The sequence below is a fragment of the Variovorax raffinosi genome, assembly GCF_051216615.1.
In the GTDB taxonomy this organism is placed as follows: domain Bacteria; phylum Pseudomonadota; class Gammaproteobacteria; order Burkholderiales; family Burkholderiaceae_C; genus Variovorax.
In genome coordinates, this window is the sequence record NZ_JBPJZR010000001.1 from 487,517 (window position 1) to 511,377 (window position 23,861).

Genomic DNA, 23,861 nt, shown 5'->3' on the forward strand with positions numbered 1-23,861 from the left:
AACCTTCCGCGACACGGCTGAACCGGTTGGCGGATGCGACTGTGGCTGGGGAAGGGCCTGAGTACCTTGGCATTGTGCCACGTCAACCATATGACGATCAGGTGGGGCTTCGCAACCCCTTCCCCGCTAACTCAGACCGAAGAAAGTAACTGTTTGATCTGCTGCAGCGTGGCCGGATCGTCGATGGTGGTCAGATCGCCCGGATCGCGCTGCTCGCAAACCGCCTGGATGGCACGCCGCAGCAATTTGCCGCTGCGGGTCTTGGGCAGGCCGCTGACGAAGCGTACGCGGGCCGGCCGCGCCAGCGCACCGAGCTGATCGGCCACCACTTTCATGATCTCGCCTTCGAGCTTGAGGGCCTCGTCGGCGTCGGCCACGGCGCGGCCGTCCTTGGGCACGACGAAGGCCATCGCGACCTGGCCCTTGAGCGCATCGGCCACGCCGACCACCGCCACTTCGGCCACGTTGGCATGGCCTGAAATGCTCTCTTCGATCTCGCGCGTGCCGAGCCGGTGGCCCGCGACGTTGATCACGTCGTCGGTGCGGCCCAGGATGTAGAAGTAGCCGTCCGCGTCGCGGATGCCCCAGTCGAAGGTCGAATAGACCATCTTGCCGGGCACGCTCTTCCAGTAGGTGTTGACGAAGCGCGCGTCGTCTTTCCACACGGTCTGCATGAAGCCCGGCGGGGTCGGGCCCTCGACCACGACGACGCCCTTTTCATTCGGGGCGGTCAGTTCCTCGCCGGTCGATTCATGCAGGATCTTGATGCGGTAGCCGTACATCGGAATACCCGGACTGCCGAACTTGCTGGGCTTGGCTTCCACGCCGTTGGCAATGGTGATCATCGGCCAGCCCGATTCGGTCTGCCAGTAGTTGTCGATGATCGGAACGCCCAAGCCTTCGCTGATCCAGCGCGCGGTCGGCTCGTCCAGCGGCTCGCCGGCCAGGAACAGCGCGCGCAGGCTCGACAGGTCGTACTTCTTCAGCAACGCCGGGTCTTGCTTCTTGAGCACGCGCACCGCGGTAGGCGCGCTGAACATCACCGTCACCTTGTACTTCTCGACCAGCCGCCACCAGATGCCGCCGTCGGGCTGTTGGTCGATGCCCTGCGTGGGCAGGCCTTCGTACAGGATGGTCGCCATGCCGGCGATCAGCGGGCCATAGACGATGTAGCTGTGGCCCACGACCCAGCCGATGTCGCTGGTCGAGAAATAGGTTTCGCCGGGCCGGCCGTCGAAGATGTGCTTCATGCTCGCGGCCAGCGCCACGGCATAGCCGCCCACGTCGCGCTGCACGCCCTTGGGCTTGCCCGTCGTGCCGCTCGTGTAGATGGTGTAGCTGATGTCGGTGGAGGCCAGCCACGTGCAAGGCACTTCGGCGTCGAGGTGTTTGTGCCGCAACTCGCCTGCCAGATGGTCGCGTCCCGCTACCAACTCCATAGCAGCGAGCCCACGATCGGTCAGCAGCACCGCCGATGGCTTGTACTTCGACAGCCGGATCGCCTCGTCGAGCAGCGGCTTGTACGCAATGACCTTGCCGCCGCGCGAACCCGCGTCGGCACTCACGATCACCTTCGGTTCGGCATCCTCGATGCGGGTGGCCAGCGAGCCGCTGGCGAAACCGCCGAACACCACGCAGTGGATCGCGCCGATGCGCGCACAGGCCAGCATCGCGAAGGCGGCCTCCGGGATCATCGGCATATAGATCAGCACGCGGTCGCCCTTGCCCACCCCGAGTTCGATCAGGCTGGCGGCCGTGCGCTGCACTTCGGCGTGCAGTTCCTTGAAGCTGTAGCTCTTCTCGACGCCGGTTTCGGTGGAAACGAAGATCAGCGCCGGCTGGTCGCCCCGTTCGGCCAGATGCCGGTCGACCGCGTTGTGGCACAGGTTGGTGGTGCCGCCGACGAACCAGCGCGCAAACGGCGGCTGGCTGGCATCGAGGATCTGTTGCGCGGGCGTACCCCAATCGATCAGCTTCGCTTGTTCGGCCCAGAAGGCCTCGGGCGCGTCCACGGACTGGCGATAGAACTCTTCATAGCGGCTCATCTGGATCTGTCTCCTGTTCTGTATGTATTCCGTTCCGGCGGCATCGCCAAAACTGAATTCATAATTATGGAGACCGATCTTGCAGCAAGCTGACGACCGGAACAACCCGGCCCAGCCCCACTGCTCAGGCGCGGATTCGACTCAGCGGATCAGGGCTTGCAGGTCGCGGAACGCCGGGTGCTCGGCGGTGCGCAGCCACTCGAAGCCGACCATTTCCGTGGTCACCAGTTCGGCGCCGGCGCCGGCGAGCCGGTCGAAAGCGGCATCGCGGTTGCGCTCGGTGCGCGAGCTGCAGGCGTCGGTGACGACCCAGACTTCGAACTCGTCTTCGAGCAGATCAAGGGCCGTCTGCAGCAGGCAGACATGCGCTTCGCAGCCGGCGATCACGATGGTGTTGCGCTCTTCCGCTGCGGCGGCAGGCTTTTGCAGATGCTTGGGCAAGCTGCGGGCATTGCCTTGCGGCACGGCCTTCGCCGGGGCGCGCAGCCATTCGCCGAGTCCTTCTTCCACGCCGCTGAAATGCATCTTGGCCAGGGTTTTCTTGCAGAGCGCGCGGATGTCCGGCAAGTTCTCGCCGAGCTTGGACGGGTTCTGCTCGGTGCCCCAGGTCGGCACGTCGACCCATTGCGCCATCGTTGCGAGGCGCACGGCGTTCTTCGCAACAGCCTCGTTCTCGAAGACCGCCGGCATCAGCCGAGCCTGGTAGTCGACCAGCACGAGTTGGGATTGCGAGGCGTCGAGCAGCATGAACCGTTTCTTTCAGGTGATGTTTGGATTGGGCTGAACCGTACCACTGAAAAGATCGGGTTGGCCGGGGTCGGCGGCATCGTGCGCATCTTCTTGCGCGCCCGGGAAGACGCTGCACCGCAGCACCAGTTGCGAGAGATAGGCCTTGAAGAGCGCGTCTGCCGACTGCCTGAACATGCGAATGCGCCCCGTGTGCTGCATCAGCAGCAGGCCGACGCCATGTGCAAAAAGCGCCGTGTTCTCCTGGAGCGCACTCGCGGCGTCAAGGCCCAGAGCCAGCAGCGCGTCTTCGCAGGGGCGCAGCGCGTCATAGAGGTGGTCGTTGAGTTCGTGGTCCAGCTCGCTGGTCAGCCCGCGGGGCCGCATGCCATGTACCAGATAGAAACCGAGGTCGAGGTCGCGCGAGTTGGCCGCGTAGAAATCGAACCAGGCCTGTGCCCTGACGGCCAGGGTCCTGTCGGGCCGTTGTTTGGAGACCCGCGCCTCGGCCACGGCCGCCCGCAGGCGCAGGAGTGATTCGTCGAGCAAGGCGGCGTAGATCGCCTCCTTGCTGTCGAAGTAGGAATAGATGGCGCCCGGTGTATAGCCGGCCCTTTTCGCGATTTCACGAATGCTCGCGCCCTCGATGCCGGCTTCCGCGAACACCGCACGGGCCGCATCGAGCACCAGCGCGCGGCGCGCATCGGTGAGCGTCTGGCGGCGCAGGAGCTTGGCTTGCATCGGCGGACTATAGCTGCGGCCCGGTCGTCAGTTCACTATTTTTCACATTGATTGAAAAATTGAACGATGTTCAAATAATTGATCAAGCCCCAGAAAAAAGCGAATTCACCGGAGACAACACGATGAACGCCCCACTCCCCACCGCCACCCTGATGTCCGGCGCCGACTACCGCGAGTCGCTGCGCCGCTACCGCCCCACCGTGTTCGTGGACGGCCGCCGCGTCGACAGCGTGGCGGACGAGGCCGCCTTCCAGCCCGGCATCAATGCGATCGCCCTCACCTACGACTACGCGCTCAAGAAGCAATACGAGCCGCTGATGACCGCCGTGCAGCACACCAGCGGCAAGCGGGTGAACCGGCTCTCGCACATCAACACCAGCGCCGGCGACCTGCTCAACAAGCTGGAGGCCGTGCGGCTGGTCTGCCAGGAAACCGGCTGCGCCCAGCGCTACCTGACGCACGACGCGCTCAACGCCATCGCCCAGGTGTCGGCCCGCATCGACGATGCACACGGCAGCACCGAGCACACCGCCCGTTTCCATGAATACCTGCACCGCATCCAGGACGAAGACCTGACCCTCGGCGTCGCCATGACCGACGCCAAGGGCGACCGCAGCCGCCGGCCGCACGAGCAAGCCAATGTCGACAGCTACCTGCACGTGGTGGAGCGCAACGCGCGCGGCATCGTCATCTCGGGCACCAAGGCCATCGTGACCGGCGCGCCCTACGTGCACGAATTGCTGGTCATGCCCTGCCGCAACATGGGCAAGGAAGACGCCGACTTCGCCGTCTGCTGCGCCGTGCCGCTCGATGCGCCCGGCCTCACCATCGTCGCGCGACCGGCCGGCCGCCCTGGCGAAAAGCTCGAACACGGCGATGCCCTGTTCAGCCGCAAGTACGGCCAGAGCACAGGCGCGTGCATGTTCGACAAGGTGTTCGTGCCATGGGAGCGCGTGTTCTACGCGGGCGAATGGGAACACTCAGGCCACCTGACCTACAGCTACGCCACCCACCACCGCCACAGTTGCATCGGCGCCCGCGCCGGCTTCGGCGACCTGCTGATCGGCGCCGGCGCGCTGATGTGCGAGGCCAACGGCTTCGATCCGGGCAAGGAAAGCCACCTGCGCGAGCAGATGGTCGAACTCATCAGCATCACCGAGAGCTTCTTTGCGTGCGGCGTAGCGGCCAGCGTCTACGGCAAGGCCGACGAGCACTGCGAGGTGTTCATGCCAGACCCGGTGTTCAGCAACATCGGCAAGCTGCTGCTGGCCACCAAGATTTATGACATGCACCGCATCGCCCACTACGTGAGCGGCGGCCTGATCGTCACCCTGCCCGGCCCCGACGAAGACCACAACCCCGAGACCGCCGCCCGTCTGTCGGACGTGCTGCGCGCCAACCCGGCGATTCCCTACGAGCAGCGCATCGAGACCGCCCGCTTCATCGAAGACCTGACGGCCGGCTACCAGGGCGGCTGGTACAGCGTGATCAGCCTGCATGGCGGCGGCTCGCCGGCCGCAATGAAGCAGGAGATCTGGCGCAACTACCCGGTCGGCTCCAAGGTCGAGCTGGTCGAACGCATCCTGGAGCGCGGCATCGCGGCCGATGGCTCGCCCGCCGCAGCGCCGCACGACCCGGCACGCGCCATCACGAAGAACCGGCAGCCCGGCAAGTGCTGCGACACCGGCTGCACGACGCCCGGGCAGCCGGTGATGGTCGACCTGCCGGTATCGCTGCGCACCTAAACTGCGCCGGATGAAGATCTTCTCGAAACGGCTTGGCCTTGTCGTGCTGGGTCTTGGCGCTGCATGGCTTGCCTTAGGCTGCGGCGGCGTGCGCAAGACCACTGTGCCGATGGCGACCAGCTTCGAGAAAAGCAGTTGCATGCGCGACGCCGACACGCTGCTGGTGATGCTGCCCGGCGCGCATTCGACGCCTGACGAATTCAAGCGCGAAGGCTTCATCGAGGCCCTGCGCGACAACCGGGTCGCGGCGGACGTGATGCTGGTCGACGCGCACCTCGGCTACTACAACGACAAGACCATCCTCGAGCGCCTGAGCGCGGACGTGATGGCGCCGGCGCGCAGCCAGGGCTATCGCAAGATCTGGATCGTCGGCATCTCGGTCGGCGGCTTCGGCGGGCTGCTCTACGCGCAGACGCACCCCGGCGAGCTCGCGGGGCTGGTGGCGCTCGCGCCCTACCTCGGCGAACGCACGCTGAGCACTGACATCGCCAACGCCGGCGGCATCGCTTCGTGGAAAGGTCCGCTGGTCGATCCGGCCGAAGGCGCTCCACGCACACCGAACGAAACACAACTGTGGCAATGGCTGCGCGGCTATGTCGGCTTCACGCAGACGGCCGCCGCCCGGCCACCGCTCTACCTGGGCTATGGCGCCGACGACCGCTTTGCCTTCAGCCATCGGCTGCTCGCAGCCGCACTTCCTGTGGAGCGCGTCTTCACGACCGAAGGCGGCCACGACTGGCCGGAATGGAAACGCTTGTGGCGCCGCATGCTTCCGACGCTGCCGCTGCAGAGCTGCCCCACCTGAAGCGAAGAGAAAAAACCCGGCTCAGTTCGGCCGCAGGCGCAGCAACTTGCCATCCGCCTCGTCGGTGAGCACGTAGAGCAGCCCGTCGGGCCCCTGCTTCACATCGCGGATGCGCGCCCTGCCCTCGGCCAGCAGCTTGTGTTCGGCCACCACCTTGCCGCCCTTCAGCTCGATGCGGTCAAGATAACCGAACTTGAGCGAGCCCACGAACAGGTTGCCCTTCCAGGCCGGCCCGTAGCGATCGCTGGTCAGGAATGCCATGCCAGACGGCGCAATCGACGGCACCCAGTAATGCAGCGGCTGCTCCATGCCCTCTTTGGCCGTGATGCCGTCGCCGATCTTGCCGCCGCCGTAGTTCTCGCCATAGGTGATGACGGGCCAGCCGTAGTTGCGACCGGGCAGCGGAATGTTGATCTCGTCGCCGCCTTGCGGGCCGTGCTCGGCCATCCAGAAACGGCCATCGGGCGCGAGCGTGGCGCCCTGGCTGTTGCGATGTCCGTAGCTCCAGATTTCGGGCAACGCGCCGGGCTTGCCGACGAAGGGGTTGTCCTTCGGCACCGAGCCGTCCTTGGCGACGCGCACGATCTTGCCCAGGTGGTTGTCCAGCTTCTGAGCGTCTTCCTTGCGGCTGAAGCGATCGCCGAGCGTCAGGAACAAGGTGCCGTCGCGCGCCTCGACGATGCGGCAGCCGAAGTGATTGCGGCTGGCCACCTTGGGTTGCTGGCTGAAGATGACCTTCAAATCTTCAAGCTTGGTGCCGTCGGCCGAGAGATTGGCGCGGGCCAGCGCGGTGCTGTTGGTCGATCCGCTGGCGTCGGGCTCGGAGAAGCAGAAGTACAGCGTCCGATTCTTCTCAAAGCCGGAATCGGCCAGCACGTCGAGCAAGCCGCCCTGCCCGCCCGCCGCAATGGCCGGCAAGCCCGTGATGGGCGCACCGATCTTGCCGTCGGCGCCAACCAGCCTCAGGCGCCCTGGCCGCTCGGTGACCACGAAACGCCCGCCCGGCAGAAAGGTCAGGCCCCATGGGTTCTCCAGGCCGGAAGCCACGGTTTCGGGACGCACCTGCGCCATGACACTGACACAAAACCCCAAACCGGCAACAAGGGCGAGGCGGCGCGCGAGGCCAAAAGATGCCTGAATTTGCAAGTTCATGACTTTTCCGGGTAGTTGGCGCGATCTTGGCGGGATATAGCGACCGAATCCAGAGCAATCGCCAGTTCACACAAGACCGGAAGGCCCATTCGGCGCCAATCACTTATGGGCCATAAACGTCCACCGTTACATTTTTTCTTCCGCGCGATTCAGAATTCTCAAGTAAATCAATGACTTACATATGCAATCGCTAATTCAGTTTAAATTGACATAACCGCGCGTCATCAATATCCTACGCGCCATGCGTTTTTTCGTCCTACCCGCGTCTCTCCTGTTTGCCGTCGCTGCTCATGCAGCCCCTCAACAGGACCGATCAGATGACGAGATGGCCCGCGTACTTGCCGACAAGGGTCTTGTCGGTCAGTTCCAGCAGGTCCGTCAAACCGTCGCAGAACGAACCTCCGATCTGGTGGTCACGGCCATCGGCTTCCTCGGAGTCCCCTATCGCCGCGGCGGCAATTCGGCGGAAGCCGGCTTCGACTGCAGCGGCTTCGTTCGCGCCATGTACAACCAGACGGTGGGCCACATGCTCCCGCGCCGCGCCGAAGAGCAAGCCGCCGCCACCGAGAAGATCGATCGCAGCCAGCTCAAGCCCGGCGACCTCGTGTTCTTCAACACCATGCGCCGCGCCTTCAGCCATGTCGGCATCTATGTCGGCGAAGGCAAGTTCATCCACTCGCCCCGCTCCGGCGCCCAGGTCCGCGTGGAAGACATGAACGGCAGCTACTGGCAACGCCGCTTCGACGGCGCCCGCCGTGTGCTCAGCGGGCCGACAGACGAAGTCAAGGCTGCAGCAGTCGCCAACACCGGCAACTGAGCGCTTCAAGCCCGGACGAAAAAAATCCCGCCGCGGCGGGATTTTTTGTGGGCGCTCGACAAGCGCCCTGTTCACTCACAAAGGGATCAGCCCTTCTTCGCCGGCGGCAGATCCGTGCAAGTACCGTGCGCCACTTCCGCTGCCATGCCGATGCTTTCGCCCAGCGTCGGGTGCGGATGGATGGTCTTGCCGATGTCGATCTCGTCCGCGCCCATTTCGATGGCCAGCGCGATCTCGCCGATCATGTCGCCGGCATGTGTGCCGACGATGCCGCCGCCGAGGATGCGATGCGTCTCGGCATCGAACAGCAGCTTGGTGAAGCCCTCGTCGCGGCCATTGGCGATGGCGCGGCCCGAAGCGGTCCACGGGAAGTGGCCCTTCTTGATCTTGATGCCTTCGGCCTTGGCCTGGTCTTCCGTGAGGCCCACCCACGCCACCTCGGGGTCGGTGTAGGCCACGCTCGGGATCACGCGGGCGTTGAAAGCGGCGCTTGAGAGCTCCTTGTCGCCCTTCTGCTCTCCGGCGATCACCTCGGCTGCCACATGCGCCTCGTGCACCGCCTTGTGCGCCAGCATGGGCTGGCCCACGATGTCGCCGATGGCGAAGATGTGCGGCACGTTGGTGCGCATCTGGATGTCGACCGGAATGAAGCCGCGGTCGCTCACCGCGACGCCGGCCTTCTCGGCTCCGATCTTCTTGCCATTGGGGCTGCGGCCCACGGCCTGCAGCACGAGGTCGTACACCTGCGGCTCCTTCGGTGCGTTCTCGCCCTCGAAGGTGACCTTGATGCCTTCCTTCGTGGCTTCGGCGCCGACCGTCTTGGTCTTCAACATGATGTTGTCGAAGCGCGGTGCGTTCATCTTCTGCCAGACCTTGACGAGGTCGCGGTCGGCGCCCTGCATCAGGCCGTCGAGCATTTCGACCACGTCCAGGCGCGCGCCGAGCGTCGAATACACCGTGCCCATTTCGAGGCCGATGATGCCGCCGCCCAGGATCAGCATGCGCTTGGGGTCGGTGCCCATTTCGAGCGCGCCGGTGGAATCCACGATGCGCGGATCCTTCGGCATGAATGGCAGGCTGACCGACTGCGAGCCGGCCGCGATGATCGCGTTGCGGAACTTGACGGTCTGCTTCTTGCCGTTCGTGTCCCAGCTCGTGCCGGAGGTCTCTTCGACTTCCAGGTGGTACGGGTCGATGAAGTTGCCGACGCCGCGCAGCACCGTCACCTTGCGCATCTTGGCCATGGCCGTGAGGCCGCCGGTGAGCTTGCCCACCACCTTGTTCTTGTGGCCGAGCAGCTTGGCGCGATCGACCGTGGGCGCGGCGAAGCTCACGCCCAGGTCGGCGAAGTGCTTGACCTCATCCATGACCGATGCCACGTGCAGCAGCGCCTTCGAGGGGATGCAGCCGACGTTCAGGCACACGCCGCCGAGCGTGGCGTAGCGTTCGATCAGCACGACCTTGAGGCCCAGGTCGGCCGCGCGGAAGGCGGCCGAGTAGCCGCCGGGGCCGGCACCGAGCACGATCACGTCGCACTCGACATCGACCTTGCCGCCGTAGGTGGACGCTACGGGCGCTGCAACAGGGGCCGATGCCGGAGCAGCAGCCTTGGGTGCAGGAGCCGCTGCGGCAGGCGCAGGCGCTGCAGCAGCACCGTCCACCTCCAGCGTCAGCACGACCGAGCCTTGCTTGACCTTGTCGCCCACCTTGACCGCCAGCGCCTTCACCACGCCGGCCGCCGACGATGGAATCTCCATCGAGGCCTTGTCCGATTCGACCGTGATCAGCGACTGCTCGGCCTTGACCGTGTCGCCGACATTGACCAGCACCTCGATCACCGCGACTTCGTCGAAGTCGCCGATGTCGGGCACCTTGATTTGTTGTTCGCTCATTTGGACACTTTCAGTTTGAGTGTGAGAACGTCGACCGGTGGGGCCGAATTGCGATCGAATTCGCAGGCGGCGGCGATCCCCGCCTCCGCCACGTCGCGCGCGCTGCGCGACTTGATGTCATAGGCCGCGTGCATGCCGCCGAGCGCAAAGCTGCGTCCCGAGCCGATGGCCCAGAACTGCTTGAACTCGAACACCTCGCGGTAGCTGTAGATGCCGTAGATGCCGCTCTGGTTGGCCATCAGCATCGTGAACTGGCTCGACTCGTAGGGCTCGTGCTCGTCTTCCTTGGTCTGCATGAAGAACGAGTCCTTCAGCACCGGATGCAGCATCGTGAAGGTGCGAAAGATCTCGTGCTTGCTGCCGAACAGCAGCTTCTCGCGCTCCTGTGCGGCCAGCGCGTGCTGCAGCACCAGGAAGTGCGCCGCGGCGCCGGCCATGGCAAACAGGCTGGTGCCCGCCGCATCCTCGACGGTGAAGATCTTCTGGTTCGCTTCGGCGTTGTGCGACAGGCGCGTGTCGCCGAAGGTCACCAGAGAATCGGCTGCCATCGTGACCTGGCCACCCTTTCGGACGGCCACTACGGTGGTCATAGCAGGATTCGACGGTAGTCCGCGAGCACCTGGCCCAGGTAGGCGTTGAAACGCGCTGCCAGGGCGCCGTCGATCACGCGGTGGTCATACGACAGCGACAGCGGCAGCGTCAGGCGCGGCACGAACTGCTTGCCGTCCCACACCGGCTTCATCTGGCCCTTGGAGAGGCCGAGGATGGCCACTTCAGGTGCATTGATGATGGGCGTGAAGTGCGTGCCGCCGATGCCGCCGAGCGAGCTGATCGAGAAGCAGCCGCCCTGCATGTCGGCCGAACCGAGCTTGCCGTCGCGCGCCTTCTTGGCGAGTTCGCCCATCTCGGCGCTGATCTGCAGGATGCCTTTTTTGTCGGCATCTTTCAGCACCGGCACCACGAGCCCGTTGGGCGTGTCCGCGGCGAAGCCGATGTTGTAGTACTGCTTGTAGACGAGCTGGTCGCCGTCCAGGCTGGCGTTGAAATCCGGGAATTTCTTCAGCGCAGCAACCACCGCCTTGATCACGAAGGCCAGCATCGTGACCTTGATGCCCGACTTCTCGTTCTCCTTGTTGGTGGAGACGCGGAAGGCCTCGAGCTCGGTGATGTCGGCTTCGTCGTTGTTGGTGACGTGCGGAATCATCACCCAGTTGCGATGCAGGTTCGCGCCGCTGAGCTTCTTGATGCGCGACAGGTCCTTGCGCTCGACCGCGCCGAACTTCGTGAAGTCGACCTTGGGCCATGGGATGAGACCCAGCGCCGCACCGTCTGCACTGCCACCGCCGGCCGGCGCCTTGGCCGCCGAGGCCTTGGTGCTGACCTGGCCGCTCATCACGGCCTTGGTGAAGCTCTGGACGTCTTCCTGCGTGATACGGCCCTTGGGGCCCGAGCCCTTGATTTCTTCGAGCGGCACGCCGAGTTCGCGCGCGAACTTGCGCACCGAAGGCGACGCATGCGGCAGGCTGCCGGTCGGCGCCGTGGTGGGTTCGTGCGGGGCGGCGGCTGCGGCCGGTGCCGGCGAGGCAACCGGCGCAGGTGCGCTGGCCGTCGCGATCGCCGGTGCGGCGGCTGCTGCGGCGGCTTGCGCCGGCGCAGGCGCTGCGGCAACCGCAACGCCTTCGAGCACGGCGATCAGGTCACCGATGTTGACCGTGTCGCCGACCTTGACCTTGAGCTCCTTGAGCACGCCGGCAGCCGACGACGGGATTTCCATCGAGGCCTTGTCCGACTCCACCGTGATCAGCGACTGCTCGGCCGCGACGGTGTCGCCGACCTTCACGAGCAACTCGATGACGGCCACGTCCTTGAAGTCGCCGATGTCCGGCACCTTGATCTCGACCGGGCCCGATGCGGCCTGCGCTGCTGCCGCTGGCGCAGGCGCCGCAGCCACCGGTGCAGGGGCTGCAGCGGCGGGTGCCGCAGCAGGAGCCGGAGCCGCGGCAGCCGCGCCTTCAGCTTCGAGCACGAGCACCACCGAGCCCTCCTTCACCTTGCCGCCGATCTCGACCTTGATTTCCTTGACCACACCGGCGGTCGACGATGGAATTTCCATCGACGCCTTGTCCGATTCCACGGTAATGAGCGACTGCTCGGCCTTGACCGTGTCGCCCACCTTCACCAGCACCTCGATCACCGCGACTTCATCGAAATCGCCGATGTCCGGCACCTTGACTTCCACTGCTGCCATATCGTTTGTCTCCCGCCGTGAGGCGCCGTTTCGTTCGTTAATTGTTGAGGGTCAGGCGTAGAGCGGATTGACCTTGTCGATGTTGATGCCGTACTTCTTGATCGCTTCAACCACCTTGGCCACCGGCACGGTGCCATCTTCGCTCAGCGCCTTGAGTGCGGCCACCACGATGTAGTGACGATTGATTTCAAAGTGCTCGCGCAGCTTGTTGCGGAAGTCGCTGCGGCCGAAGCCGTCGGTGCCCAGCACCTTGTAGGTACGGCCCTTCGGGATGAAGGGGCGGACCTGTTCCGCGTAGGCCTTCATGTAGTCGGTCGATGCGACCACCGGGCCGGCCGAGGACGCAAGCTGCTCGGCCACGAAGGGCACGCGCGGCGTCTGGTCGGGGTGCAGCAGGTTCCAGCGGTCGGCATCCTGGCCGTCACGCGTCAGCTCGTTGAAGCTCGGGCAGCTCCACACGGAAGCCGACACGCCCCAGTCCTTCTCGAGCAACTCTTGCGCCGCGAAGCTTTCGCGCAGGATGGTGCCGCTGCCCAGCAGTTGCACGGTCGGCGCCTTGGCCTTCAGTGCAGGACCCTGCTTGACCAGGTACATGCCCTTGATGATCTGCTCTTCGGTGCCGGGCTGCAGGCCGGGCATCGCGTAGTTCTCGTTCAGCAGCGTGATGTAGTAGTAGACGTTGTCCTGCTTTTCGACCATGCGCTTGAGGCCATGGTGCAGGATCACGCCCACTTCGTGCGCGAAGGTCGGGTCGTAGCTCACGCAGTTCGGGATGGTGTTGGCCAGGATGTGGCTGTGACCGTCTTCGTGCTGCAGGCCTTCGCCGTTGAGCGTGGTGCGTCCCGAAGTGCCACCCAGCAGGAAGCCGCGGGCCTGCATGTCGCCGGCCGCCCAGGCCAGGTCGCCGATGCGCTGGAAACCGAACATCGAGTAGTACACGTAGAACGGCACCATGATGCGGTTGTTCGTGCTGTACGACGTGGCCGCAGCAATCCAGCTCGACATGCCGCCGGCCTCGTTGATGCCTTCCTGCAGGATCTGGCCGGCCTTGTCTTCCTTGTAGTACATGACCTGGTCTTTGTCGACCGGGGTGTACTGCTGGCCATGCGGGTTGTAGATGCCGATCTGGCGGAACAACCCTTCCATGCCGAAGGTGCGGGCTTCGTCCACGAGGATGGGGACGACGCGCGGGCCGAGTGCCTTGTCGCGCAGCAACTGCGTGAGGAAGCGCACATAGGCTTGCGTGGTCGAGATCTCGCGGCCTTCGGCCGTGGGCTCCATCACCGACTTGAAGGTGTCGAGCGAAGGCACCGTGAAGCTCTCGTCGGCCTTGGTACGGCGATGCGGCAGGTAACCGCCGAGGGCCTTGCGGCGCTCGTGCAGGTACTTCATTTCAGGCGTGTCGTCGGCCGGCTTGTAGAACGGCAGTTCGGCGATCTTGCTGTCGGGAATCGGGATGTTGAAGCGATCGCGGAAGGTCATGATGTCCTCGTCGCTGAGCTTCTTCGTCTGGTGGACGTTGTTCTTGCCCTCGCCGATCTTGCCCATGCCGAAGCCCTTGACGGTCTTCACGAGCAGCACCGTGGGCTGGCCCTGGTGGTTGTGAGCGGCGTGGAAGGCGGCGTACACCTTCTGCGAGTCGTGGCCGCCGCGCTGCAGCGCCCAGACTTCGTCGTCGGTCATGTGCTCGACCATCTTCAGCGTGCGCGGGTCACGGCCGAAGAAGTTCTTGCGGACGTAAGCGCCATCGTTGGCCTTGAAGGACTGGTAGTCGCCGTCGTTGCACTCCATCATGATCTTGCGCAGCGCGCCGTCATGGTCCTTCTCGAGCAGGGCGTCCCAGCCCTTGCCCCAGATCAGCTTGACGACATTCCAGCCGGCACCGCGGAACTCGCCTTCGAGTTCCTGGATGATCTTGCCGTTGCCGCGCACCGGGCCGTCCAGGCGCTGCAGGTTGCAGTTGATGACGAAGACCAGGTTGTCGAGGTTCTCGCGCGCGGCCAGGCCGATGGCGCCCAGCGATTCGACTTCGTCCATTTCACCGTCGCCGCAGAACACCCATACCTTGCGGTTCTCGGTGTTGGCGATGCCGCGGGCGTGCAGGTACTTGAGGAAGCGCGCCTGGTAGATGGCCATGAGCGGGCCCAGGCCCATCGACACCGTGGGGAACTGCCAGAACTCGGGCATCAGCTTGGGATGCGGGTAGCTCGACAGACCCTTGCCGTCCACTTCCTGGCGGAAGTTGAGCAGTTGCTCTTCGGTCAGGCGGCCTTCGAGGTAGGCGCGGGCATAGATGCCGGGCGACACGTGGCCCTGGATGTACAGCAGGTCGCCGCCGTGGTTTTCGCTCTCGGCGTGCCAGAAGTGATTGAAGCCGGCGCCGAACATGCTGGCCAGCGAAGCGAAGGAGCCGATGTGGCCGCCCAGGTCACCGCCTTCGGCCGGGTGGTGGCGGTTGGCCTTGACCACCATCGCCATGGCGTTCCAGCGCATGTAGGCGCGCAGTCGCTGTTCGATTTCGAGGTTGCCGGGGCTGCGGGCTTCCATCGAGGGTTCGATGGTGTTGACGTAGCCGGTATTGGCCGAGAACGGCATGTCCACGCTGTTCTGGCGGGCGTGCTCGAGCAGTTGCTCTAGAAGGAAGTGCGCCCGCTCGGGGCCCTCGCTCTGGATGACGGAAGACAGTGCATCCATCCATTCACGGGTCTCCTGGGCGTCCGCGTCATTCGCGGCCGAGCCGAACAGGTTCTCGGGATTTGCCGACATGCTTGTCTCTCCTTTTAGGGCTGTGGCTGTAATTTAGTGCGCTATGCAGCGAACGCGCGGGAGTTTCCCATAGAAATCTCAGAATTTCAAATGGCGCCCGATGATTTCTTAATATGAAATTTCAAAGATCAAGAGGAAGCGCGTGAATGCAACCGCGCCACGAGCAGTGACACCGCGCCTTTTCGACGCTTCGCAGGGGGCATCCCCTAAACTCGGCCCATGCCCTTTTCTTCTCCGCTGGCGGTTGCCCGCAGTGCCGTGAATGCCTCGCCGCTGTCCTGGTGGCGCCGCTGGTGGCGCCGGCAGACGCCGGTGCTGCAGGACGCCGTTGCCATGCTGGCGCCGATGGCGGCCGTGCTTCTCTTTCTCGCAGCGATCGTCTCGGCCTTCTGGTATCTACGCACCGAGGAAGTCGAGCGCGAGCAGGAGTCGGTGCGCCGCGATGTCGAATACGCGCAGCAGCGCATGCGGCTGCGCTTGCTGGAGCGGCAAGAACAACTGATGCGCATCGCGCGCGATGCCTCCAACCGCGAGATCGACCCGATCGAGTTCACGAGCCGGGCCGAGTCGCTGGTCAGCCAGTTCCCCGAGTTGCAGACGATCACCTGGGTCGACGACCGCCGCCGCTTCAAGGCGGGCTACGCGGCGCCCAGCGTTCACCCCGCCCAACAGCATCTGATCGGTGACGTGCTGCGTCCCGGCGACATCGAAAGCAACTACGCCCTGGCGCGCGAGCTGCGCCAGCCGGTGTATTCGCAACCCGTGGCCGGTGGCGATCCGCCCGCGATGCTGCAACTGCACATCCCGCTGTTCGACCAGGGCCTCTTCGCGGGCGTGGTACTCGGCGAGTTTTCGGTCGATGGCCTGCTGCGCTATGGCATGCCCTCAGAGGTACAGGCGCGCTATGCCGTTTCGCTGCTCGACGCCAAGGGCAACGTGATCGCCGGCAACACGGCCAACCTGAAGGACAGCGGCACGCGCCTGCTGCCTTGGACCGAACGGACCAACGAATACGAAGTGCCGGTGTCCCCGGTCGGCAATGCGCTGGTGCTGCGGGCGCAGGCCTACCGCACCTCGCAGGGCGTGGTGGGCAACGGCCTGTTCTGGCTGGTCTGCGCACTGAGCGTGCTCACGAGCTGGATGCTGATCGGCACCTGGCGCCACACCCGACGACGACTGCAGGCGCAGCAACGGCTGGTGGCCGAAACCAACTTCCGCCGCGCCATGGAAAACTCCATGCTGACCGGCATGCGCGTGCTCGACCTGCAAGGCCGCATCACCTACGTGAATGCCGCCTTCTGCGCGATGACGGGATGGAGCGAAGCCGAACTGGTCGGCCAATCGCCACCCTTCCCCTATTGGCTGGAGTCCGACCGCGAGGTGATGAACGAGCGCCTCGAAGAAGAGCTGCACGGGCGCGCCCTGCCCGGCGGCTTCCAGGTGCGCGTGAAGCGCAAGAACGGCAGCGTGTTCAACGCGCGGCTCTATGTGTCGCCTTTGATCGACGCACGCGGCCACCAGACCGGCTGGATGACGTCGATGACCGACATCACCGAGCCCACGCGCATCCGCGAACAGCTCTCGGCGTCCTACGAGCGCTTCACCACGGTGCTCGAAGCGCTGGACGCAGCCGTGTCGGTCGCGCCCATCGGCAGCGAAGAGCTGCTGTTCGCCAACAAGCTGTACCGCCTGTGGTTCGGCTCCGACACCGTGGGCCACCTGGGCATGGTGGCGCAAGCGGGTGTGCCGGCGTCGAACGCGCATGACGAAGGCCTGGACGACGTCGACCCCTACGCCGGCCTGCCGATCGACACGCTCACCGCAGCGCAGACCGCCAATAACGAAATCTTCGTGCCGCACCTGGGCAAGTGGCTCGAAGTGCGTTCGCGCTACCTGACCTGGGTGGACGGCCGGCTCGCGCAACTGGTGATTGCCACCGACATCACGCCGCGCCGTGACGCCGAAGAACAGGCCGCCGCGCAGGCCGATCGCGCGCAGGCCGCAAGCCGCCTCATCACCATGGGCGAAATGGCGTCGAGCGTGGCGCACGAACTCAACCAGCCGCTGACCGCCATCACCAACTACTGCAACGGGATGATGTCGCGCATCAAGGGCCAGACGATCGACAACGACGCGCTGCTCGCCGCGCTGGAGAAAACGTCGAAGCAGGCCCAGCGCGCGGGCCAGATCATCCAGCGCATCCGCTCCTTCGTGAAGCGCAGCGAACCCAATCGCACGCCCGCCGACGTGGCGACCATGGTGAGCGAAGCGGTCGAACTTGCCGGCATCGAACTGCGCCGCCGCAATGTGCGGCTGAACCACTATGTGGCCGCACGGCTGCCAGTGGTGCGCGTCGACCCGATCCTCATCGAGCAGGTGATGGTCAATTTGCTGAAGAACGCGGCCGAGTCCATCGACATCGCCGACCGGCCGCTGGCGCGCCGCAGCGTCGAACTCCGTGTGTTGCCGAAGGTTATCGAAGGCCACAACGCCATCGAATTTTCGGTGCAGGACACCGGCAAGGGCCTGGCACCGGAAGTGATGGACCGGCTCTACGAGGCCTTCTTTTCCACCAAACCGGAAGGCATGGGCATCGGGCTGAATCTGTGCCGCACCATCGTCGAGTCGCACCGCGGCCGGATGCAGGCAGAGAACATCTACAATGGCCCGGATGTGATCGGATGCCGTTTTTCCTTCTGGATTCCGGTGTTGGACGCTATCAGTTCCGTAGCTAGCGACGAGGCAAAGGTACCTGCATGAGTTTGATTCCGAAGAAGGGCACGGTCTACGTCGTCGACGATGACGAAGCCGTACGCGATTCGCTGCAATGGCTGCTCGAAGGCAAGGACTACAGAGTCCGCTGTTTCGATTCCGCCGAATCCTTTCTCTCCCGATACGATCCGCGCGAAGTCGCCTGCTTGATCGTCGACATCCGCATGGCCGGCATGACCGGCCTCGAATTGCAGGATCGGCTGATCGAGCGGCGCTCCCCGCTGCCGATCGTGGTCATCACCGGTCACGGCGACGTGCCGATGGCGGTCGACAGCATGAAGAAGGGTGCGATGGATTTCATCCAGAAGCCCTTCAACGACGAAGAGCTCGTCACGCTGGTCGAGCGCATGCTCGAACATGCGCGCGGCGCCTTCACCCAGCACCAGCAGTCGGCCAGCCGCGACGCGCTGCTGTCCAAGCTCACGGGCCGCGAGGCACAGGTGCTCGAACGCATCGTCGCCGGCCGGCTGAACAAGCAGATTGCCGACGACCTCGGCATCAGCATCAAGACGGTGGAGGCGCACCGCGCCAACATCATGGAAAAGCTCAACGCCAACACCGTGGCCGATCTGCTCAAGATCGCCCTCGGACAGGCCGCACCGGCCGCCAAAGCCTAGAAGCTGTCCGACCGATAGCAATGGATGTCCCCCACGCCTGCGCAAGCGGGCGTTTTTACTTGGAAATTCAAAACCGATGACCGCCCAACTGATCGACGGCAACGCCCTCGCAAAAACCATCCGTGCCGAGGTCGCCGGCCGCACCGCCGCGCTGAAGGCCAGTGGCGTGAACCCGGCCCTCTCCATCATCCTCGTGGGCGACGACCCGGCCAGCCAGGTCTACACCAAGCACAAGGTCAACGACAGCACCGAAACCGGCCTGCAGGCCACGCTGGAGCGCTACCCCGCCGACATGAGCGAGGCCGACCTGCTCGCCCGCGTCCGCGCCCTCAACGACGATCCCAAGGTGCACGGCATCCTGGTGCAACTGCCGCTGCCCAGGCACATGGACAGCCAGAAGGTCATCGAGACGATCTCGCCCGCGAAAGACGTCGACGGCTTCCACGTTGCCAGCGCCGGCGCCCTGATGACCGGCGCGCCCGGCTTCTGGCCCTGCACGCCGCACGGCTGCATGAAGATGCTCGAATCCATCGGCTACGACCTGCGCGGCAAGCATGCCGTGGTCATCGGCCGCAGCAACATCGTCGGCAAGCCGATGGCCATGATGCTGCTGGCCAAGAGCGCGACTGTCACCATCTGCCACAGCGCCACGCAAGACCTGGGCGCCATCACGCGTCAGGCCGATGTGGTCGTGGCGGCCGTGGGCAAGCTCAACCTGCTGACCGCCGACATGGTGAAGCCCGGTGCGGTCGTCATCGACGTGGGCATGAACCGCAAGGCGGACGGCAAGCTGGCCGGCGACGTCGATTTCGAGGGCGTGAAGGAAGTGGCCAGCTGGATCACGCCCGTGCCGGGGGGCGTCGGCCCCATGACCCGCGCCATGCTGCTGGTCAACACCCTTGAAGCCGCGGAACGCGCCGCCAAGTAATTTCCATGGCCATGACGAACAACCCCCTCCTCGACTTCACCGATCTCCCGCTGTTCGACCGCATCAAGCCGGAGCACGTCGCGCCCGCCGTCGATGTGCTGCTTGCCGAAGCCGAGACCGCGCTGCAAACCGTCACGGCGCCGGAGCTTCCGGCCGACTGGAATACGATTTCCAAGGTGCTCGAAGTGGCGTCCGAACGCTTCGGCCGCGCCTGGAGCGCCGTGGGCCATCTCAACGCCGTGGCCGACACGCCCGAGTTGCGCGCCGCCTACAACGAAGCCATGCCTCGCGTGACCGCCTTCTGGACCGGCCTGGGCTCCGACGAGCGGCTGTACGCCAAGTACAAGGCCATCGACGTCGCCACCCTCAATGCCGAGCAGCGCCAGGCGCATCGCAATGCCGTGCGCAACTTCGTGCTGGGCGGCGCCGAACTGCAGGGTGAAGCCAAGAAGCGCTTTGCCGACATCCAGGAACGCCAAGCCGAACTGAGCCAGAAATTCAGCGAAAACGCGCTCGACGCCACCGACGCCTTCGCCTACTACGCCAAGCTGGGCGAACTCGAAGGTGTGCCTGAAGACGTGGTGAGCGCCGCGCGCGCGGCCGCCGATGCCGAAGGCAAGGAAGGCTACAAGCTCACGCTCAAGATGCCGTGCTACCTGCCGGTGATGCAGTTCGCCAGGGGCAGCGCGCTGCGCGAAACGCTCTACCGCGCCTATGTCACGCGTGCCAGCGAATTCGGCGATGCCGCCTTCGACAACACCGCGCTGATCACCGAGATCCTTGCGCTGCGCGAAGAAGAAGCCAAGCTGCTCGGCTACAAGAATTTCGGCGAGTTGTCGGTCGTGCCGAAGATGGCCGAATCGCCCGAGCAGGTCGTCAAGTTCCTGCGCGATCTCGCGACCAAGGCCAAGCCCTATGGCGAGCGCGACCTGGCCGACCTGCGCGCCTTTGCCTCCGAGCAATTGAGCATCACCGATCCGCAGCCCTGGGACTGGAGCTACATCGGCGAGAAGCTCAAGGAAGCGCGCTACGCCTTCAGCGAGCAGGAGGTGAAGCAGTACTTCCCCGCGCCCAAGGTCATGGCCGGCCTGTTCAAGATCGTCGAGACGCTGTTCGAGGTGTCGATCCGCCGCGACAACGCGCCCACGTGGCATCCGAGCGTCGAGTTCTATCGCATCGAACGTGGCGGCCAGAAGGTCGGCCAGTTCTACCTCGACCCCTCCGCCCGCGCCGCCAAGCGCGGTGGCGCCTGGATGGACGACGTGCGTGCCCGCTGGCTGCGCCCCGACAACGGCGTGCTGCAAACGCCGGTGGCGCAGTTGGTCTGCAACTTCGCCAGCGGCGTGGACGGCAAGCCGCCGCTGCTCACGCACGACGACGTGACCACCCTCTTCCACGAGTTCGGCCACGGCCTGCACCACATGCTCACGCAGGTGAACGAGCGCGACGTCTCGGGCATCAGCGGCGTCGAGTGGGACGCGGTCGAGCTGCCGAGCCAGTTCATGGAAAACTTCTGCTGGGAGTGGGACGTGCTCAGCCACATGACGGCCCATGTCGACACCGGCGTGCCGCTGCCGCGCGCGCTGTTCGACAAGATGACCGCCGCCAAGAACTTCCAGAGCGGCCTGCAGACGCTGCGCCAGATCGAGTTCTCGCTGTTCGACATGCTGCTGCACACCGAGTACCACGCGGCCGCCGCCAAGCCGGGCGACGTGATGGCCCTGCTCGGCAAGGTCCGCGCCGAGGTGGCCGTGATGCCCTCGCCGCCGTTCAGCCGCACACCGAATACGTTCAGCCATATTTTCTCGGGCGGCTATGCGGCCGGCTACTACAGCTACAAGTGGGCCGAGGTGCTGAGCGCCGACGCCTACGCGGCCTTCGAGGAAACCGTGGGCGCCGACGGCGAGCCGAACATCGAGACCGGCCGCAAGTACCGCCAGGCCATCCTGGAAGCCGGCGGCAGCCGCAGCGCGATGGATTCGTTCAAGGCCTTCCGCGGCCGCGAGCCCCAGCTTGATGCGCTGCTGCGACACCAGGGCATGGCGCAGGCCCAGCCCGCTTGATGCGGCGCTGAAGCTTGCGATACTCGGGCGATGCATCCGACCACTTACAAATTCTCACTGCATCGCCTGACCGGCCTCGCCCTTGTGCTCGTTGCCGCGGGCGCGATGGCACAGCCGGTCTATCGCCAGGTCGACAAGAACGGCAAGGTCACCTTTTCTGACCGCGCACCCTCGGCCAGCGCCGAGCAGGGCGCAGGCTCGCAAGGCGGCCCCGCCACGTCGACCAGTACAGGGCTCCCATACGAACTGCGCCAGGTGGCGCAGCGCTATCCGGTCACCCTGTACAGCAGTGACGACTGCGCGCCCTGCGGCGAGGCACGCACGCTGCTCACCACCCGTGGCATTCCCTTCGAGGAACGCACGATCAAGAGCAATGAAGAGATCGAGGCGCTGCAACGCCTGAGCGGCCAGACGTCATTGCCGCTGCTCACGATCGGATCGCAGCAACTCAAGGGCTACGCGGATGCCGACTGGTCGAAGTACCTCGACGCGGCCGGCTACCCCAAGAGCAACAGCCTCCCTGCGGGCTACCGCAATGCGCCGGCCCGTCCGTTGATCGCCCAACAGGCGGCGCCTGCTCCGCGCGCTGCGGCAGCGCCGGCGGCACAACCCGCGCCACCGCCCGCATCGAGCGAGCCGAGCCCCAGCAACCCGGCCGGCATCAAGTTCTGATCGGAGGGCGGGTTCGCTGCCTCAGGCGAACTGCATCGTCTTCACGCCCGTGGCCGTGCCCAGCAGGCACACGCTGGCCTTCTGGTGCGCGAAGACGCCGACCGTCACCACGCCCGGCCACTGGCTTACTTCGGACTCGAAGGCGAGCGGATCGCTGATCCGCAGGCCGGTCACGTCGATGATGTGCTGGCCGTTGTCGGTCACCAGCGGCAAGCCGTCTTTCTCGCGCACCTGTGCAATGCCGCCCATGCTCGCGAACTGGCGCATCACGCGCTGCACGGCCATCGGGATCACCTCGACCGGCAGCGGGAAGGCGCCCAGCGTTTCGACCAGCTTGGACGCATCGGCAATGCAGACGAACTGGCGCGACTGGGCCGCGACGATCTTCTCGCGCGTGAGCGCCGCGCCGCCGCCCTTCACCATGAAGCCCCGGTGATCGATTTCGTCGGCGCCGTCGATGTAGACGGCCAGCTCTTCCACCTCGTTGCTGTCGAACACCGGAATGCCCAGCGCACGCAGCCGCTCGGTCGACGCCACCGAGCTGGAGACGGCGCCCTTGATCTGGTCCTTGATCGTGGCCAGCGCATCGATGAACTTGTTGACCGTCGAGCCGGTGCCGACCCCGACGATCTCGCCCTTGACCACGTAGGCCAGCGCGGCAAGGCCGACCTGGGTCTTGAGTTCGTCCTGGGACAGCGCGGCGGAGGCTGCGGGCGCGGAAGATGGGGAGGCGGGTGCGGTCATCGCGGAGAATCCTTGGCTCATTGAAGTCGAGAATTATCCGATGCCCTTGCTGATGCCCTCTTCGCTCTACGGCCTGGCCCGCCCCTTCCTCTTTGGTTTCGACCCCGAACATGCCCACGAACTGACGCTCGACGGACTGGCACGCACCCAGAACACGCCGCTGGCCTGCGCCTATTCAGCCCCGCGCGTGAACGACCCGATCCAGCTCGCCGGGCTGACTTTTCCGAATCGCGTGGGCCTGGCGGCCGGGCTCGACAAGAACGCCCGCTGCATCGACGCCTTCTCGGCCATGGGCTTCGGTTTTGTCGAAGTCGGCACGGTGACGCCGAAAGCGCAGCCCGGCAACCCCAAGCCGCGCATGTTCCGCCTGCCGCAGCGCGATGCGTTGATCAACCGGCTTGGCTTCAACAACGAAGGGCTCGATGCCTTCCTTGCGAATGTGCAGAAGGCGCGCTTTCGCAAGGCCGGCGGCGGCGCGAAGGCGCCGATGCTGCTGGGCCTGAACATCGGCAAGAACGCCGCCACACCGATCGAGCGCGCGGTGGACGACTACCTGGCCTGCCTCGACGGCGTGTACCCGCATGCCGACTACGTGACGATCAATATTTCGAGCCCCAACACGGCCAACCTGCGATCGCTGCAAAGCGACGAGGCGCTCGATGCATTGCTGGGTGCGGTGGCCGAGCGGCGCGAAGTGCTGGCCTCGCGCCACAACAAGCGTTCGCCGCTGTTCGTGAAGATCGCGCCCGATCTGGACGAAGCCCAGGTCGCGGTCATTGCCGCCACCCTGCAGCGCCACGGCATGGACGGCGTGATCGCCACCAACACCACGCTCGCGCGCGATGCGGTGGCCGGCCTGCCGCATGCAGAGGAAGCGGGCGGCCTGTCAGGCGCACCGGTGCGCGAAGCGAGCAACCGGGTCATCGCGCAATTGCGTGCGGCGCTGGGGAAGGATTTCCCGATCATCGGGGTTGGCGGCATCCTGAGTGCGGCCGATGCCAGGTCGAAGATTGCCGCTGGCGCGGACGTGGTGCAGATCTACACGGGGCTGATCTACCGCGGCCCGGGGCTGGTCCGCGAAGCGGCTCAGGCACTGCTGCGGGAACGCAGCAAGGCCTGAGGCTTTTT

18 protein-coding genes are annotated in these 23,861 nt (G+C 65.2%); 9 read left to right on the forward strand and 9 right to left on the reverse strand.

All coding sequences use genetic code 11. The annotated features are described in order from the left end of the window. Positions 1 to 131: 131 nt before the first annotated feature. From ACSFB7_RS02325 to ACSFB7_RS02335, 3 genes are all read right to left on the reverse strand, one after another. On the reverse strand, positions 132 to 2,069 hold the full coding sequence (locus ACSFB7_RS02325) for a propionate--CoA ligase (protein ID WP_435468050.1): 1,938 nt from the start codon (positions 2,067 to 2,069) through the stop codon (positions 132 to 134). A gap of 117 nt (positions 2,070 to 2,186) precedes the next feature. Beyond that, positions 2,187 to 2,792, reverse strand: coding sequence for an isochorismatase family protein (locus tag ACSFB7_RS02330; RefSeq protein WP_435466671.1), 606 nt, complete (start codon positions 2,790 to 2,792; stop codon positions 2,187 to 2,189). Positions 2,793 to 2,804: 12 nt separating this feature from the next. After that, positions 2,805 to 3,512: a TetR/AcrR family transcriptional regulator gene (locus ACSFB7_RS02335; RefSeq protein ID WP_435466673.1), complete on the reverse strand. Its 708-nt coding sequence runs from the start codon at positions 3,510 to 3,512 to the stop codon at positions 2,805 to 2,807. A gap of 122 nt (positions 3,513 to 3,634) precedes the next feature. Here ACSFB7_RS02335 and ACSFB7_RS02340 point away from each other — a divergent pair, with 122 nt between their 5' ends. Together ACSFB7_RS02340 and ACSFB7_RS02345 are read left to right on the forward strand one after the other, a co-directional pair. Continuing rightward, on the forward strand, positions 3,635 to 5,257 hold the full coding sequence (locus tag ACSFB7_RS02340; protein WP_435466675.1) for a 4-hydroxyphenylacetate 3-hydroxylase family protein: 1,623 nt from the start codon (positions 3,635 to 3,637) through the stop codon (positions 5,255 to 5,257). Positions 5,258 to 5,267: 10 nt separating this feature from the next. Then, on the forward strand, positions 5,268 to 6,062 hold the full coding sequence (locus ACSFB7_RS02345; RefSeq protein ID WP_435466677.1) for an alpha/beta hydrolase: 795 nt from the start codon (positions 5,268 to 5,270) through the stop codon (positions 6,060 to 6,062). A 21-nt stretch (positions 6,063 to 6,083) separates the two neighbouring features. On the opposite strand, the gene ACSFB7_RS02350 is transcribed toward ACSFB7_RS02345, so the two are convergent. Continuing rightward, positions 6,084 to 7,133 carry a PQQ-dependent sugar dehydrogenase gene (locus tag ACSFB7_RS02350; protein ID WP_435468052.1) on the reverse strand — a complete coding sequence of 350 codons (1,050 nt, stop codon included), beginning with the start codon at positions 7,131 to 7,133 and terminating at the stop codon, positions 6,084 to 6,086. Positions 7,134 to 7,455: 322 nt separating this feature from the next. Between ACSFB7_RS02350 and ACSFB7_RS02355 the strand changes: the two genes are divergently transcribed. Continuing rightward, positions 7,456 to 8,031 carry a C40 family peptidase gene (locus ACSFB7_RS02355; protein ID WP_435466679.1) on the forward strand — a complete coding sequence of 192 codons (576 nt, stop codon included), beginning with the start codon at positions 7,456 to 7,458 and terminating at the stop codon, positions 8,029 to 8,031. An 86-nt stretch (positions 8,032 to 8,117) separates the two neighbouring features. On the opposite strand, the gene lpdA is transcribed toward ACSFB7_RS02355, so the two are convergent. The 4 genes from lpdA to aceE are packed head-to-tail and all read right to left on the reverse strand — an operon-like array spanning position 8,118 to position 14,937. Beyond that, positions 8,118 to 9,923, reverse strand: coding sequence for a dihydrolipoyl dehydrogenase (gene lpdA, locus ACSFB7_RS02360; RefSeq protein ID WP_435466681.1), 1,806 nt, complete (start codon positions 9,921 to 9,923; stop codon positions 8,118 to 8,120). Then, positions 9,920 to 10,513, reverse strand: coding sequence for an Ntn hydrolase family protein (locus ACSFB7_RS02365; RefSeq protein ID WP_435466683.1), 594 nt, complete (start codon positions 10,511 to 10,513; stop codon positions 9,920 to 9,922). Before ACSFB7_RS02365 ends, lpdA begins: the two co-directional genes overlap by 4 nt. Continuing rightward, on the reverse strand, positions 10,510 to 12,171 hold the full coding sequence (aceF, locus tag ACSFB7_RS02370; RefSeq protein WP_435466685.1) for a dihydrolipoyllysine-residue acetyltransferase: 1,662 nt from the start codon (positions 12,169 to 12,171) through the stop codon (positions 10,510 to 10,512). The genes ACSFB7_RS02365 and aceF overlap by 4 nt, the downstream gene beginning before the upstream one ends. Positions 12,172 to 12,222: 51 nt before the next feature. Next, the gene (gene aceE / locus ACSFB7_RS02375; protein ID WP_435466687.1) at positions 12,223 to 14,937 is read right to left on the reverse strand and encodes a pyruvate dehydrogenase (acetyl-transferring), homodimeric type; all 2,715 of its coding nucleotides are present in this window, start codon (positions 14,935 to 14,937) and stop codon (positions 12,223 to 12,225) included. A 219-nt stretch (positions 14,938 to 15,156) separates the two neighbouring features. Here aceE and ACSFB7_RS02380 point away from each other — a divergent pair, with 219 nt between their 5' ends. The 5 genes from ACSFB7_RS02380 to ACSFB7_RS02400 all read left to right on the forward strand — a co-directional run bounded on the left by ACSFB7_RS02380 (position 15,157) and on the right by ACSFB7_RS02400 (position 21,989). Next, positions 15,157 to 17,697 (forward strand): PAS domain-containing sensor histidine kinase, encoded by a 2,541-nt coding sequence (locus ACSFB7_RS02380; RefSeq protein ID WP_435466689.1) that lies wholly within the window; start codon positions 15,157 to 15,159, stop codon positions 17,695 to 17,697. Then, the gene (locus ACSFB7_RS02385; RefSeq protein ID WP_012747279.1) at positions 17,694 to 18,326 is read left to right on the forward strand and encodes a response regulator transcription factor; all 633 of its coding nucleotides are present in this window, start codon (positions 17,694 to 17,696) and stop codon (positions 18,324 to 18,326) included. Before ACSFB7_RS02380 ends, ACSFB7_RS02385 begins: the two co-directional genes overlap by 4 nt. Before the next feature lie 76 nt (positions 18,327 to 18,402). Further along, positions 18,403 to 19,254 (forward strand): bifunctional methylenetetrahydrofolate dehydrogenase/methenyltetrahydrofolate cyclohydrolase FolD, encoded by an 852-nt coding sequence (gene folD / locus ACSFB7_RS02390; RefSeq protein WP_435466691.1) that lies wholly within the window; start codon positions 18,403 to 18,405, stop codon positions 19,252 to 19,254. A gap of 5 nt (positions 19,255 to 19,259) precedes the next feature. After that, positions 19,260 to 21,317, forward strand: a complete 2,058-nt coding sequence (locus ACSFB7_RS02395; protein ID WP_435466693.1) for a M3 family metallopeptidase — start codon at positions 19,260 to 19,262, stop codon at positions 21,315 to 21,317. Between the two features lie 30 nt (positions 21,318 to 21,347). Next, positions 21,348 to 21,989 carry a glutaredoxin family protein gene (locus tag ACSFB7_RS02400; protein WP_435466694.1) on the forward strand — a complete coding sequence of 214 codons (642 nt, stop codon included), beginning with the start codon at positions 21,348 to 21,350 and terminating at the stop codon, positions 21,987 to 21,989. Between the two features lie 21 nt (positions 21,990 to 22,010). Here the strand turns inward: ACSFB7_RS02400 and rpiA are convergent, their stop codons facing one another. Beyond that, complete coding sequence (gene rpiA, locus ACSFB7_RS02405) at positions 22,011 to 22,733, reverse strand: ribose-5-phosphate isomerase RpiA (RefSeq protein ID WP_435466696.1); 723 nt, start codon at positions 22,731 to 22,733, stop codon at positions 22,011 to 22,013. Between the two features lie 40 nt (positions 22,734 to 22,773). On the opposite strand from rpiA, the gene ACSFB7_RS02410 reads away from it, so the two are divergent. Further along, entirely contained in the window at positions 22,774 to 23,853 is a 1,080-nt protein-coding gene (locus tag ACSFB7_RS02410) for a quinone-dependent dihydroorotate dehydrogenase (RefSeq protein ID WP_435466698.1), read from the forward strand. Positions 23,854 to 23,861: the final 8 nt, after the last annotated feature.

What these genes read in the sequence shown, in the direction of transcription:
- ACSFB7_RS02330 (WP_435466671.1), bottom strand. Translation starts at nt 2,792, where the DNA reads ATGCTGCTCGACGCCTCGCAATCCCAACTCGTGCTGGTCGACTACCAG.
- ACSFB7_RS02335 (WP_435466673.1), bottom strand. Translation starts at nt 3,512, where the DNA reads ATGCAAGCCAAGCTCCTGCGCCGCCAGACGCTCACCGATGCGCGCCGC.
- ACSFB7_RS02340 (WP_435466675.1), top strand. Translation starts at nt 3,635, where the DNA reads ATGAACGCCCCACTCCCCACCGCCACCCTGATGTCCGGCGCCGACTAC.
- ACSFB7_RS02345 (WP_435466677.1), top strand. Translation starts at nt 5,268, where the DNA reads ATGAAGATCTTCTCGAAACGGCTTGGCCTTGTCGTGCTGGGTCTTGGC.
- ACSFB7_RS02350 (WP_435468052.1), bottom strand. Translation starts at nt 7,133, where the DNA reads ATGGCGCAGGTGCGTCCCGAAACCGTGGCTTCCGGCCTGGAGAACCCA.
- ACSFB7_RS02355 (WP_435466679.1), top strand. Translation starts at nt 7,456, where the DNA reads ATGCGTTTTTTCGTCCTACCCGCGTCTCTCCTGTTTGCCGTCGCTGCT.
- lpdA (WP_435466681.1), bottom strand. Translation starts at nt 9,923, where the DNA reads ATGAGCGAACAACAAATCAAGGTGCCCGACATCGGCGACTTCGACGAA.
- ACSFB7_RS02365 (WP_435466683.1), bottom strand. Translation starts at nt 10,513, where the DNA reads ATGACCACCGTAGTGGCCGTCCGAAAGGGTGGCCAGGTCACGATGGCA.
- aceF (WP_435466685.1), bottom strand. Translation starts at nt 12,171, where the DNA reads ATGGCAGCAGTGGAAGTCAAGGTGCCGGACATCGGCGATTTCGATGAA.
- aceE (WP_435466687.1), bottom strand. Translation starts at nt 14,937, where the DNA reads ATGTCGGCAAATCCCGAGAACCTGTTCGGCTCGGCCGCGAATGACGCG.
- ACSFB7_RS02380 (WP_435466689.1), top strand. Translation starts at nt 15,157, where the DNA reads ATGCCCTTTTCTTCTCCGCTGGCGGTTGCCCGCAGTGCCGTGAATGCC.
- ACSFB7_RS02385 (WP_012747279.1), top strand. Translation starts at nt 17,694, where the DNA reads ATGAGTTTGATTCCGAAGAAGGGCACGGTCTACGTCGTCGACGATGAC.
- folD (WP_435466691.1), top strand. Translation starts at nt 18,403, where the DNA reads ATGACCGCCCAACTGATCGACGGCAACGCCCTCGCAAAAACCATCCGT.
- ACSFB7_RS02395 (WP_435466693.1), top strand. Translation starts at nt 19,260, where the DNA reads ATGGCCATGACGAACAACCCCCTCCTCGACTTCACCGATCTCCCGCTG.
- ACSFB7_RS02400 (WP_435466694.1), top strand. Translation starts at nt 21,348, where the DNA reads ATGCATCCGACCACTTACAAATTCTCACTGCATCGCCTGACCGGCCTC.
- rpiA (WP_435466696.1), bottom strand. Translation starts at nt 22,733, where the DNA reads ATGACCGCACCCGCCTCCCCATCTTCCGCGCCCGCAGCCTCCGCCGCG.
- ACSFB7_RS02410 (WP_435466698.1), top strand. Translation starts at nt 22,774, where the DNA reads ATGCCCTTGCTGATGCCCTCTTCGCTCTACGGCCTGGCCCGCCCCTTC.